The sequence below is a fragment of the Streptomyces violaceus genome, from assembly GCF_036014075.1.
GTDB lineage: Bacteria > Actinomycetota > Actinomycetes > Streptomycetales > Streptomycetaceae > Streptomyces > Streptomyces violaceus.
Genome location: NZ_CP107911.1, coordinates 617270 through 629770, shown reverse-complemented (window position 1 = coordinate 629770; position 12501 = coordinate 617270). Strand labels below are relative to the sequence as shown.

Genomic DNA, 12501 nt, shown 5'->3' with positions numbered 1-12501 from the left:
GGACGGTGTGCCCGGGCGTCACATCGAGCCGGACGTGGCCTCCGGCTGTTCCAGGGCCGCGTCCAGCGTCGGCTGCGGCGGCAGCAGCCGGGACAGGCCGGTGATGCGCAGGACCCGCAGGGTCAGGGGGTGGGCGCAGACGAGGAGTACCTGACCGTCCCGGTCGAGGACCCGGCTCCTGGCCCGGTACAGCAACCGCAGGCCCGAGCAGTCGAAGAACTCGATCCTGCTGAGGTCGATCACGACCCGGGCGGCGCGGCGGTTCGTCTCCCGGTCCAGGTGCGGGGCGATCTCCGTGGCCGCGGCGAGGTCGATCTCGCCGCGGAACTCCAGCACGGTGTGCCCCCGTTCCTGGCGGACGCGCAGATGCCGGGTGAGCGGTGCAGGTTCCTGCCGCACGACGAGATCGCCTCCAGCTTGCTCCGTGCGTGGGGAGGGGCCACGGTCCTCAAAACCGTTCCCCGCCCCGCAAGTTACCCTCCAACGAGTGAATTTGAGCATGTTCGATTGACATATGTCTCTGAATTGCGGGCGAGTTGGCCGAGGTTCGCGCGGGGGAGTGCGCGGGCGTGAGCGCCGGCGCGATTCCAGGCGTGCGCGCCGGACTACGACGGCGTGCGCTCCGGACTACGACAGGGCGTGCCAGGCCTTGGTGAGGGCCTGGCGGAACTGCTCGGTCTGGTGTGCCGTGAGGTCGCGCACCATGCGCTCCTCCAGCTCCCGGACCGGCCCGGCGTGCCGGGCGAGCAGCTCCCGGCCGTCGTCGGTGAGCAGGATCAGCAGCTCGCGGCGGTTGCGGGGGTTGCGCTCCCGGCGCACCAGCCCGCGGCCCTCCAGGGAGCGGACGAGATCGGCGATGGACTGCGCGGTGACGAAGGAGTCGCGCGCCAGCTGGGCCGCCGACAGTCCGTCGTGTCGCTCCAGGACGGTCAGCGCGGTGTACTGGAGAGCGGTGATCCCGGACGGTCTGACCAGCTCGTCCAGGTGGGAGCGCACGACGAGCTCCACCTGCTTGACCATGTAGAGCAGGGAAGGGGGCGCCTTGGTCACCTGTGTGTCGAGCATGGATGCAGGCTAGAGCATTGACAGGAAACCTGTCTGTAAAGAGACTGCGAACCAACAGGAATCCTGTTTGTTGAAATCTTGGCGACGACGCTGAGGAGCGGCGATGACCACCTTCGAGAGGGACCCCGGACAGCTGTTCATCGGGGGCCGGTGGCGCGAGGCCGCCGACGGGGCGCGTACCGAGGTGGTCGACCCGTCCCGGGGCGCGGTCGTCACCACCGTCGCGGAGGCGGGGGCCGCCGATGTCGACGCGGCCGTACGCGCCGCCCGCGAGGCCTACGAAGACGGCGCCTGGTCCGGACTGAGCGGCCGCGAGCGGGGCCGGGTGCTGCACCGCGTCGCCCGGCTGATCCGCGAGAACGCCGACGAGCTGGCCGCCCTGGAGAGCCTGGACGTCGGCAAGCCGATCACGCTGTGCGGCGCGGTCGACGTGACGAACGCGGCCAACGACTACGAGTACTTCGCGAACCTCGCCCAGAGCCAGGACGGCGCCCTGCGCGACACCCCCATGAACGCCCTGGCCTACACCAGGCGCGAGCCGCTCGGTGTGGTCGCCGCGATCACCCCGTTCAACTTTCCGCTGATCCTCGCCGGCTCCAAGCTCGGCCCCGCGCTCGCGGCCGGCAACACCGTCGTCCACAAGCCCGCCGACGAGACCCCGCTCAGCGCCCTGTACATGGCCCGGCTCTTCCAGGAGGCGGGCGTACCCGACGGTGTGGTCAATGTCGTGACCGGCAGCGGCCCGGTGGCCGGCGAGGCGCTGCTGCGCCATCGCGGTGTCGACAAGGTCGCCTTCACCGGCTCCACCGCGATCGGCCGGCACGTGGCGAGCGTCGCCGGCGAGGCGCTCAAGCCCGTCACCATGGAGCTCGGCGGGAACGCGGCCCACATCGTCTTCGAGGACGCCGACCTGGAGAAGGCGGTCGGCGCCGTGATCAAGGGCTTCGTCTTCAACACCGGCCAGTTCTGCATGGGCGGCCCGCGCCTGCTGGTGGCCCGCTCGGTGTACCCGACGCTGCTCGGCATCCTCGCCGAGGCCGTGCCTGGCGTGCCGATCGGCGACCCGCGCGACCCGGCCACGGTCATCGGCCCCATGGCGGCGGAGAAGCACCTGAAGAAGGTCGAGGAGTACGTCGCCCTGGCCCGCAAGGAGGGCGCCCGCATCGTCTGCGGCGGCGAGCGGCTCGACCTCGGCGGCGGCTACTACTACAAGCCCACGGTCATCGCCGACCTGTCGAACGACTCCCGCGTGATCCAGGAGGAGATCTTCGGCCCCGTCCTCACCGTGCAGCCCTTCGACGACGAGGACGAGGCCGTCGCCCTCGCCAACTCCACGCCCTACGGCCTGGCCTCGGGCATCCAGACCAGCCACCTCGCCCGCGCCCACCGGGTCGCCGGCCGGCTCCAGGCCGGCATCGTCTGGATCAACGACTGGGCGATGCTCGACCCCGCCGTGCCCTTCGGCGGTGTGAAGGACTCCGGCTACGGCCGCGAGTACGGGCCCGAGGCCCTCGCCGGTTACACCAAGGTCAAGTCCGTTGTCGTCTCGCTCGACTGAGACACCGTCAAGGAGCTCTTGCGATGCCCACCACCACCCGTGCCGCGGTCGTCGAGTCCGGCGGCGCGCCCTTCACCCTCTCCGACGTCGTCCTCGACGAACCCGGCCCCCATGAGGCGCTGGTCCGCATGGTCGCCACCGGCCTGTGCCACACCGACCTCGGGGTGGCGAGCGGCGGACTGCCCTTCCCGCTGCCCGGGGTCCTCGGCCACGAGGGCGCGGGCGTCGTCGAGGCCGTCGGCTCCGCCGTCACCGGCGTCGCGCCCGGCGACCACGTCCTGCTCTCCTTCACCTCCTGCGGAGACTGCCGCAACTGCCGCGGCGGGCACCCCGCGTACTGCGCGACCTGGCTGCCGCTGAACCTGCTCGGCGGCAGCCGGGCCGACGGGTCGAACACCATCAGCCGGGACGGCGAGGCCCTGGGCGGCCACTTCTTCGGCCAGTCCTCCTTCGCCGAGCGGGCACTGGCCGACGAGCGCAGCCTGGTCAAGGTCGACCCGGACGTGCCGCTGGAGTCGATCGCCCCGCTGGGCTGCGGCGTACAGACCGGTGTGGGCGCCGTGTGGAACGTCCTGAAGCCCGGCACGGGCGGCACGGTCGTCGTCCTGGGCGCCGGAGCGGTCGGCCTGTCGGCCGTGATGGCGGCGGCCCTCACCCCGGCCACCAGGATCGTCGCCGTCGACCGCGTCGCCGAACGCCTCTCCCTGGCGACGGAGCTGGGTGCCACGCACACCGTCGACACCAGCCGGAACGACCTGGCCGAGGCCCTCGCCGGCATCACGGGCGGCCAGGGCGCGGACGGTGTCGTGGAGACCACGGGCAACGTCGGCGTCCTGCGCCAGGGCGTCGACGCGCTCGCCGCCCGCGGCACCCTGGTCGTCGTGGGCGCCCCGCCCTTCGGCACCGAGGTCGCCCTGGACGTCAACGGCCTGCTCGGCGGCAAGCGGATCGTCGGCCTCACCCTGGGCGACAGCGAGACCCAGACCATGATCCCCGCCCTGGTCCGCCTGGTGAAGGAGGGCCGCCTGCCGCTGCACCGTCTGATCAGCACGTATCCCTTCGGGGACATCGACCGGGCGGTCCAGGACATGAAGTCGGGCAAGACGATCAAGCCGGTGCTGACCTTCTGACGCGGTCGGCCGGGCCGGGCGGACCGGCAGACGGCCCCGCCGGCCGGGCTGTGGTCGGGAGTCCGAGTGGCTGGTGCGGGTCTGGACGGTGGCCGGGCGGGACCTGATGGTTCGCCCCCCTTCCCGCCGCCTGCAGGCTGGTCGACAGGGGCAGGGGCGTGGCCCGAGGGCCGGCCGGATGGGTGGGGACCTGCCGGGCCGGGGTCTCTCCGGCCGCTGCACGCCCGGTCCGCCCCGACGCCTGGCCCTGCGGAGCCCCTGCGGCCTCACCAGCCGCCTCGAGCGCACGGCGCCGGCCGGCACGCACCGGGCGCGGTTGATCGCGTGCCGCCGGACGGCGCCCGGCCAGGGCCCGCACACGCCGGGCGGAAGGTGCGCCGGCCGGCCCGGCTCAGTCGTTCACCAGCACCAGCTTCCCCGTCGTCCGGCCCGTGTCGCCCGAGGCGTGGGCCTCCGCCGCGGCGGACAGCGGGAAGGTGCCGGCGATCGTGGCGCGGAGCTTGCCCGTCCCGGCGAGTTCCGCGATCGACCGCATGTCGCTGCGGTCGGCGTCGACGAGCATGCGGAGCCCCCGGACGCCGAGCCGCTCGGCCTCCTCGTAGAAGTCGTTCGAGCCGCCCGGGAGGATCGAGACCACGACACCGCCGGGGCGCAGGACGCGCAGTGAGCGCAAGGCGTTGTCGCCGCCGATCGTGTCCAGGACGACGTCGACGTCCTTCACGGCCTCGGTGAAGTCCGTCTCCCGGTAGTCCACCGTCTCGTCCACGCCGATCCCGCGCAGGAACTCGTGCTTGCCCGCGCTCGCGGTGCCGATCACGTAGGCGCCGCGCGCCTTGGCGATCTGCACCGCCACGTGCCCGACCCCGCCCGCGGCGGCGTGGATCAGCACCCGCTGCCCGGGCCGCACGTCCGCGTGCTCGACCAGCGCCTGCCACGCCGTGAGCGAGACCAGCGGCAGCGCGCCCGCCTGGACGTGGTCGATGCCGGCCGGCTTACGGGTGAGGGCGCGGACCGGGGCGATGACGTACTCCGCGTGCGAGCCGTGCCCGTACGGATACGGCAGCATGCCGAAGACCTCGTCACCGGGCGCGAAGGCCACGACGCCGATGCCGACCGCCTCCACCACCCCGGAGACGTCCCAGCCGAGGACGAAGGGCGCGTCGCCCAGGAAGCCGCCGGTCGCGCGGTGCTTCCAGTCGGTCGGATTGACCCCGGCGGCCCGCACCCGGACCAGCACCTGGTTCGGCCCCGGTACCGGGCGCTCGACTTCGACTTCCTTGAGGACCTCGGGACCGCCGAGGACGTCCTGACTGATGGCTCGCATCGTGTTCTGTGTGCTCATGGTCATCCAGCGTGCCGGTTCACACCCGACTCGCCAATGGCAAGATTGCCAACCTTCGATAGGATCGTGCCATGCGACGTGAACGAGTGGTGGTCCTGGCCCTGGACGGGGTGTACCCCTTCGAGCTGGGCATCCCCAGCCGGATCCTCGGCGCCGCCGACGGCCGGTACGAGGTGCTGACCTGCTCGGTCGACGGCGGTCCGGTGCGCACCAACGCGGACTTCGGGGTCACCGTGGAACACGGCCCCGAGGCCCTGGCCACGGCAGGCACCGTGGTGATCGCGCCCGTCGCGCCGGCCCACCTGACCGACGAGGTGCCCGACGACGTCCTCACCGCCCTCGCGCTCATCCGGCCCGGAACGCGCATCGTCTCCATCTGCACCGGCGCCTTCGTCCTCGCCGCCGCCGGGCTCCTCGACGGGCGCAGGGCGACCACCCACTGGCAGGTCGCCGACCGGTTCCGGCGCATGTTCCCGCTCGTCGACCTCGACCCGGACGTGCTGTTCGTCGACGACCACCCCTTCCTCACCTCCGCCGGAGCCGCCTCCGGCGTGGACGTCTGCCTGCACCTGGTCCGCAAGGACCACGGCAGCCGGCTGGCCAACACCGTCGCCCGCCGCTGCGTGGTCCCGCCGTTCCGGGACGGCGGCCAGGCCCAGTACATCGAACAGCCCGTCCCCGAACAGGGCGCCGCGAGCACCGCGGCCACCCGCGCCTGGATTCTGGAACGCCTCGGCGAACCCCTGACTCTGGCCGACCTCGCCGGTCACGCCCGGATGAGCCAGCGCACCTTCGCCCGCCGCTTCCACGACGAGGTCGGCCTCAGCCCCGGCCGCTGGCTGATCCAGCAGCGCGTGGCCCGGGCCCGGCATCTGCTGGAGTCCAGCGACCTCACGGTGGACCAGATCGCCGGCCGCGTGGGCTTCGCGACGGGCGCGTCCCTGCGCCAGCACCTCCAAGCGGCGATCGGGGTGTCCCCGCAGGCGTACCGCCGCACCTTCCAGACCGCACGCTGACATCCCGCGGCCTTGTACGCGGCCAACTCCCGAAGCCAGCAAAGGTATTTGTCGACCTGTTGCCTTCTGTCGAAGCGTGACGGAACCCTCACGTCCGCAGACCGACGGGTTTGATCCTTTCGGGTCTAAACCCGATAAGGTTCCGATCGGCGCTGCGAGTTGACGCGATCGCGTCCGGTCGGCTCGCGGTGCGTACTCATGAGTGCGGTCCACACCCCCCTGTTCATTCGTGTTGCTTCGAAGGATGCAGATGGAACTCGCCACTCCGCCACCGGCGGCGCGGGCCCCTGTCGCCTGGTACAGCTGGTGGTTGATGCCGCTGGGCTTGGGAGGCGGGGCCGTTGCCGCCACGTTCATGAGCTCGGAGCGAATAACCGCGGCCGTCGCCGGTCTCGCGGCTACGGCTGCCGGCACCCTGTGCGTACGCCTGCTGCTGCGCACCCGGGCACAACTGCACCGGGCGGAGAACTCCTTCCGTACCACGCAGGCCGAGCACAACCAGCAGTGGCAGCAGCATGTGGCCGGCCTGGAACGGAAGTTCTCCGCCGAGCGCGCCACCCTGGAGTCCCAGCTCACCGAGCAGAACGCGACCTACGAGCGGCGCCTGGCCGACCAGAGCGCCACGTACGAGACGCAGCTCTCCGACACCTCCCGGGCCTACGAGGAACGGCTGACCGAGCAGGCCACGTCGTACGAGGCCCAGCTCGCCGACCAGGCCGAGGTCTGGCAGGAACAACTCTCCCACCAGCTCGCCGCGGTCGCCCGGCTCGCCGACGAGCAGCTCCCCGACGCGATGGCGAGGCTGCGTTCCGGCGACGCCATCGACGACGTCCTGCCCACCGTCAATCAGTGCGCCAAGGTCAGTGCCGACCTCCAGGCCGAGCTGCGCAAGGTGCTGCGGACCTCCCTGATCGGCCTCGAGTCGGAGTTCGACCGCTCCACCTCCGCCGAGCAGGCCGTCATCAGCATCGGCAACCGCATCCACGTGCTGACCAGCAAGCTACGCGGCCGCCTGCACGAGATGCAGGGCGAGCACGGCAGGCTGCCGGCCGTCGCCCGGGGCCTGATGGAGCTCGACCAGGAGATCGGCCCCGCCGACTGTCTCGCCGCCAGCATCGGCGTGCTCGGCGGCTCCGACCGGCCCGGCCGGCAGTGGCAGGAGCCGCAGCGGCTGCTGAGCGTGGCGCGCGGCGGCATCGGACGGATCAAGGACTTCCACCGGATCCAGGTCCGCCACCTGCCCGAACTCGGCGTCGACGGCGGTCTCGTGGACCACCTCACGCTGATCTTCGCTCACCTTCTCGACAACGCGGCCCGTTACTCGCCGCCCACCGAGCCGGTGCTCATCTCCGGCAAGGAGGTGCCCAACGGCGTCGGCATCGAGATCCAGGACTCGGGCAAGGGCCTGAGCGAGGAGAAGAAGCGCGAGGCCGAGCACGCCCTCGCGGGCACCGCTCCCGGAGCGGGCCTCGGCGGTATCACCGAGGACGCGAACATCGGTCTGCGCGTCGTCGGTGCCCTCGCCCGTCGCTACGGGATCCGCGTCACCTTCGCGGACTCCCCGTGGCTCGGCACCTCCGTGGTGGTCGTGGTTCCGCACAAGTACTTCAGCCCCCTGCCCGCGGTCGCCGCCACACCGGTCGCGCCCGCCCCGGAGGTCCGCACCGCCAGCGCGGCCCCGGCGCGCGAGACGGTCACCGCACCGGCACCGGCACCGGCCGAGGCCGCGGAGACCACGCCCGGCGGACTGCCCCGGCGCCGCAGCAAGCGGAACGAAGCGGCCGAGACCGGGCAGGCCGAGCGGAGCGACAGGAGCACCGTCGCCGCCGTCCCGCCGGACGCCTCGTTCTCCGGTCTCGCCGCCTTCGCCACCGCCGGACGCGACGCCGAGGAGGCGTACCGGGCGGCAGGCGACCGCGACCCCCACGCCGGACGCGAGTCCACCGAGCACCGCACCGAAGAGAGCGACTAGTCCTCATGACGCAACAAGGAACCGATGTGAGCTGGGCGCTCCGCGATCTCGTCGAGAGCATCCAGGAGATCCGCTTCGCCCTCGTGGCCTCCAGCGACGGCAAGGCCATCACCTCCTACGGCGCAGAAGACCCCGACGACGTCGACCGCTTCGCCGCCGTGGTGGCCGGCCTGCAGGCCCTCGCCCAGCCGGTCGCCGAGCAGTTCCCCCAGTACGCCGGGCAGTTGCGCCTCGCGATGATCGAAGTCGACGGCGGTCACCTCTTCGTGGTCCGTGCCGGTGTGGAGACGTACCTCGGTGTCCTCGCCAGGGAAGGCCTCGACCAGGGCCTGCTCGGGCACCAGATGAGAGACCTGGCCCGCAGGATGGGTGAGCTCCTCGGCACCACTCCGCGCCTGGAGGAGCACTCTGGATGAGTGCTCCCCGCAGACCGTCGGACCCGTCCGGTCTCGAGCGCTACTACGTCCTCACCGGAGGACGCAGCGGACCGGGCGGTTCGGCGTCGAGCCTCGACGTGGCGACCCTTGTCGTCGCCCGCGCCGCCCCGTTACCTGGCATGCAGCACGAGCACGAGGAGATTCTCCGCCGCTGCCGCGATCCGCTGTCGGTCGCCGAACTCGGCGCTCACCTCGGGTTGCCCTTCAACATTCTCGCGGTGCTGCTGTCGGACCTGCTGGTCGCAGGTCGCGTCGAAGCCCGTAACCCCATCCCGGCACACGACGCCGGCCGCGGGCCCGACCTCGCGCTCCTTGAGGAGGTACTCAGTGGACTTGAAAGGCTTTGACCAACCCGGAGGGCGGGCGGGCGGGGACGCCCGCTCGGTGAAGGTGATGATCGCCGGCGGGTTCGGCACCGGGAAGACCACCATGGTCCGGTCGGTCAGCGACATCAAGCCGCTCACCACCGAGGAGACGCTCACCCAGGCCAGTGCCGACGTCGACCGTCTCATCGGCGTCGCCGACAAGACGCAGACCACCGTCAGCCTGGACTTCGGCAAGATCGGCATCAACGAGAGCCTGGTGCTGTACCTGTTCGGCACGCCGGGCCAGGAGCGGTTCTGGTTCCTGTGGAACGGGCTGTTCAAAGGGGCCCTCGGCGCGATCGTCCTGGTGGACACCCGCCGCCTGGAATCCAGTTTCCGGGCGATCGAGGAGATGGAGCGGCAGGAAGTCCCCTTCGTCGTCGCCCTGAACGTCTTCCCCGACTCCAGCAACTACCCGGTCGAGGAGATCCGGGACGCCTTGGACATCCCCGAGCACACCCCGGTCATAGCCTTCGACGCCCGCGACCGGGCCTCCAGCCGGGACGTCCTCGTCGCCCTGATCCACCATCTGAAGGAACGCTCGGCCGTGGCCCTGGAGCCCCGATGAACGATCAGACCGAAAACGCCGTTCAGGCCCCGCGCGGCTGCCCCGTCGCCCATCACGGGGCCGACCTGGCCCGGCTGTACGGGCCGGAGGCGGCGACCGACCCGGTGGGCATCTACGAGCGGCTGCGCAAGGAACACGGCTCGATCGCGCCCGTCCTGCTCGAAGGCGACGTGCCCGCCTGGCTGGTCCTCGGCTACCGCGACAACCGGCGGGTGCTCGACAACCCCCGCCAGTTCAGCCGGGACGCGCGCATCTGGCGGGACTGGGCGGAGGGGCGCGTGGAGGAGACCTCGCCCCTGATCCCGATGCTCGGCTGGCGGCCGGACTGCGTGTCCCAGGACGGAGAACCGCACCGCAGACTGCGGGCCGCCGTCACCGACGGACTCCAGGCCGCCGCGGTCCGGGGCATCCGACGCCACGCGACCCACTTCGCGAACAAGCAGATCGACGCGTTCGCGGACGCCGGACGCGCCGACCTCGTGAAGGACTACGCCGAGTACCTGCCGATGCTCGTCCTCTCCCGCATCCTCGGGCTTCCCGAGGCGGAGGGCCGGGATCTGGTCGAGTCCTGCGCCCAGGTCTTCAAGGGCGGTGAGGACGCCCTCGCGCACAACGAGCGCATCATGGTGATCCTCGGCGAACTGGCCGAGCGCAAGCGGTCCGAACCCGGCGGTGATTTCACCACCGCTCTGCTGGAGCACACGGCCGGGCTCGACGAGGAGGAGGTGGTCAGCCATCTGCGTCTCGTGCTGATCGCCGCGCACACCACGACCAGCAACCTGCTGGCGCGGGTCCTCCAGCTGGTCCTCACCGACACCGCCCGGCTCTCCGGACTGATCAGCGGGCAGCTGAACATCTCCGCCGTGGTGGAGGAGGTCATGTGGAACAGCCCGCCGCTGGCCGTGCTGCCGGGCCGGTTCGCCGCCGGCGACCTGGAACTCGGTGGTCACCAGATCCAGGAGGGCGACCTGCTGCTGCTGGGCCTCGCGGCGGGCAACCTCGACCCCGACGTCCGGCCGGATACCGATGTCTCGGTCCAGGGCAACCAGGCGCATCTGGCGTTCAGTTCCGGTCCGCACGAGTGTCCCGGCCAGAGCATCGGCCAGTCCATCATCGCGATCGCCGTGGACGTCCTGCTGCACCGCCTGCCGGGCCTGAGCCTGGCCGCTCCGCCGGATGAGCTCACCTCGACCGCCTCCACGTGGGAGTCCCGGCTGGACAGCCTGCCGGTCGAGTTCGCCGTATAACGGCGGTGCCCGGCCGTCCGGCCGGGCACCAGCACGTGGTCACACGGCCAGCAGGTCGTCCACCGAGCCCCGCCCGGCCTGCTCGGCCATGGCCACCGGGCCCTCCTTCGCCGCGGCGTAGCGGCCGGTGGTCAGCGCCCAGTCTCCCTCGTCCCTCACCTTGCTCGGCCCCTCCGCCGGGCCTCCCCAGCCTCGTGGCGTCACACTGGACCCCGTCCGTTCTGACGACTCTTCAGGAGGCGCACCGACGATGACGTCCCCACCCGTACGCAGCGCTGAGCTGCGCAAGAAGGACACCCTGCACCGTCTGGACCACGACGTGGACGCCTGGGTCGCCACGGCCGGCACCGCGTCGGGGACGCCGTACCTAGTCCCGCTGTCCTTCCTCTGGAACGGCTCCTATCTGCTGTTCGCCACGCCCGCGTCCAGCCCCACCGGACGGAACCTGACCGCGACCGGCCGGGCCCGGGTGGGCATCGGGCCGACCCGTGACGTCGTCCTCGTCGAGGGCACCGTCGAGACCGTCCAGCCCGGCGAGCTGACGGAACAGGACGCCGAACTCTTCGCCGCCAAGACCGGGTTCGATCCCCGCCGGCTGGCCACGCCGTACCTCTACTTCCGCGTCGTACCGCGGCGGGTGCAGGCCTGGCGGGAGGCCGACGAACTGGACGGACGTGAACTCATGCGTGACGGACGGTGGTGGACGGCCGACTGAATCGGCCGTACCGGGATAACCGCACAGTACGAGGCAGCGGGGCAGCACGCCCCGCGGCCGGAATCCTGCGGAGGAGACATGGCCCTGGTGAAAGCGGGTGTTCTGGTGCTCGACTGCGCCGAGCCCGAGAAGCTCGCCGTGTTCTACAAGGAGTTGCTGGAAGGGGAGGAGTCGGACGCGACGGCCAACCGGGTGGAGATCAAGAGCGCCGACGGCTTCCGGATCGCCCTGCGCCGGGACGTCAACGCCACCCCGCCCAGCTGGCCGCGCCCCGAGAACTCGCTCCAGGCCCACCTTGAGTTCGTGGTGGACGACCTCGATGCGGTGGAACGCCGCGTCATCAGCCTGGGCGGACGTCCGTTGGAGGCCAAGGACGCCTCGGGCCCCCTGGAGGAACGCGGCTACGCCGACCCGGCAGGCCACTCCTTCACCCTGCGCCGCACCGCGCCGACGGCACCCAAGCAGGGTTGAAGGCGGCGTTCCCCCGGCGCCGTTCAGGACGCCGTCGGCAGGGGCCGGAGGGCGAGGATCTGCTGGGCGTGCCCGACGGGGCCGGTGAGGTCGTGCAGGACGGTGCTGGTGACGCCCTGGCCGGAGGGTCTCCACCCGTGGCCGACCACGCCGCCTACGAGGCCTTCATGATGGGCAAGCTCAGCGGACTGCCCGCCGTCCTGCGCCTCGAGTCACACCTCACCATGAAGACGATCAAGGTGGACGGCTGAGCGGATTGCGGGCACAGGCCGGCCCCGCCCGCCGCACAGGCCGGGCGGGGCCGGGGCCTTTGTCAGTCCCTGCCGCCCTTCTCGTCGGCCGGCCACGTGCCGGTCGAACGCTCGATGGCCTTGGCGCCCGCGCGGTCCACGGCGCTGCGCACCACCGCGAAGATGGCGCCCTGGACCGCGGCGGCCAGCAAGATCTCGCCCCAGCCGCGGTCCCGGTCCAGCGCGTCGGGCGCGTCTTCCTCGTGCCGGATCGCCATCCACGTCTTGCGGAAGGCGAGCCCGGCCAGCCAGCCGCTCGACCAGCCCAGCACGAAGCCGAGGGGCTGGTAGGCCATGGGCATCTTCTTTTTCTTCGCCACGTGGG

General features: G+C 71.6%; 14 protein-coding genes and 1 pseudogene. 10 read left to right on the top strand and 5 right to left on the bottom strand.

The window, feature by feature from the left end; all coding sequences use genetic code 11:
• Positions 1-18 precede the first annotated feature (18 nt).
• Positions 19-399 (bottom strand): anti-sigma factor antagonist, encoded by a 381-nt coding sequence (locus tag OG542_RS02875; RefSeq protein ID WP_261683310.1) that lies wholly within the window; start codon positions 397-399, stop codon positions 19-21.
• 228 nt (positions 400-627) lie between these two features.
• On the bottom strand, positions 628-1065 hold the full coding sequence (locus tag OG542_RS02870) for a MarR family winged helix-turn-helix transcriptional regulator (RefSeq protein WP_311129284.1): 438 nt from the start codon (positions 1063-1065) through the stop codon (positions 628-630).
• Between the two features lie 103 nt (positions 1066-1168).
• On the opposite strand from OG542_RS02870, the gene OG542_RS02865 reads away from it, so the two are divergent.
• Both OG542_RS02865 and OG542_RS02860 read left to right on the top strand, forming a co-directional pair.
• Positions 1169-2623 carry an aldehyde dehydrogenase family protein gene (locus OG542_RS02865; RefSeq protein WP_328407876.1) on the top strand — a complete coding sequence of 485 codons (1455 nt, stop codon included), beginning with the start codon at positions 1169-1171 and terminating at the stop codon, positions 2621-2623.
• Between the two features lie 23 nt (positions 2624-2646).
• A complete protein-coding gene (locus OG542_RS02860) occupies positions 2647-3753 on the top strand; it encodes an NAD(P)-dependent alcohol dehydrogenase (RefSeq protein ID WP_328407874.1) in 1107 nt (368 codons plus the stop codon).
• Positions 3754-4144: 391 nt separating this feature from the next.
• On the opposite strand, the gene OG542_RS02855 is transcribed toward OG542_RS02860, so the two are convergent.
• Positions 4145-5095: an NADP-dependent oxidoreductase gene (locus OG542_RS02855; RefSeq protein ID WP_311129287.1), complete on the bottom strand. Its 951-nt coding sequence runs from the start codon at positions 5093-5095 to the stop codon at positions 4145-4147.
• A 71-nt stretch (positions 5096-5166) separates the two neighbouring features.
• On the opposite strand from OG542_RS02855, the gene OG542_RS02850 reads away from it, so the two are divergent.
• The 8 genes from OG542_RS02850 to OG542_RS02815 all read left to right on the top strand — a co-directional run bounded on the left by OG542_RS02850 (position 5167) and on the right by OG542_RS02815 (position 11886).
• Positions 5167-6111, top strand: a complete 945-nt coding sequence (locus tag OG542_RS02850; protein ID WP_328407870.1) for a GlxA family transcriptional regulator — start codon at positions 5167-5169, stop codon at positions 6109-6111.
• Between the two features lie 250 nt (positions 6112-6361).
• Positions 6362-8083: a sensor histidine kinase gene (locus OG542_RS02845; RefSeq protein ID WP_328407868.1), complete on the top strand. Its 1722-nt coding sequence runs from the start codon at positions 6362-6364 to the stop codon at positions 8081-8083.
• 5 nt (positions 8084-8088) lie between these two features.
• Positions 8089-8499, top strand: a complete 411-nt coding sequence (locus OG542_RS02840; protein ID WP_193481281.1) for a roadblock/LC7 domain-containing protein — start codon at positions 8089-8091, stop codon at positions 8497-8499.
• Positions 8496-8867: a DUF742 domain-containing protein gene (locus OG542_RS02835; protein ID WP_215116839.1), complete on the top strand. Its 372-nt coding sequence runs from the start codon at positions 8496-8498 to the stop codon at positions 8865-8867. The genes OG542_RS02840 and OG542_RS02835 overlap by 4 nt, the downstream gene beginning before the upstream one ends.
• A complete protein-coding gene (locus OG542_RS02830) occupies positions 8848-9453 on the top strand; it encodes a GTP-binding protein (protein WP_311129290.1) in 606 nt (201 codons plus the stop codon). The genes OG542_RS02835 and OG542_RS02830 overlap by 20 nt, the downstream gene beginning before the upstream one ends.
• On the top strand, positions 9450-10700 hold the full coding sequence (locus OG542_RS02825; protein ID WP_328407860.1) for a cytochrome P450: 1251 nt from the start codon (positions 9450-9452) through the stop codon (positions 10698-10700). The genes OG542_RS02830 and OG542_RS02825 overlap by 4 nt, the downstream gene beginning before the upstream one ends.
• A 250-nt stretch (positions 10701-10950) precedes the next feature.
• Positions 10951-11415, top strand: coding sequence for a pyridoxamine 5'-phosphate oxidase family protein (locus OG542_RS02820; protein ID WP_328407858.1), 465 nt, complete (start codon positions 10951-10953; stop codon positions 11413-11415).
• 78 nt (positions 11416-11493) lie between these two features.
• Positions 11494-11886: a VOC family protein gene (locus tag OG542_RS02815; RefSeq protein ID WP_184587117.1), complete on the top strand. Its 393-nt coding sequence runs from the start codon at positions 11494-11496 to the stop codon at positions 11884-11886.
• A 23-nt stretch (positions 11887-11909) separates the two neighbouring features.
• Here OG542_RS02815 and OG542_RS02810 read toward each other — a convergent pair.
• A pseudogene (locus OG542_RS02810) lies at positions 11910-12014 on the bottom strand (thioesterase family protein); the annotation flags it as partial.
• 185 nt (positions 12015-12199) lie between these two features.
• Positions 12200-12496: a DUF4235 domain-containing protein gene (locus OG542_RS02805; RefSeq protein WP_184587111.1), complete on the bottom strand. Its 297-nt coding sequence runs from the start codon at positions 12494-12496 to the stop codon at positions 12200-12202.
• Between the last annotated feature and the right edge of the window lie 5 nt (positions 12497-12501).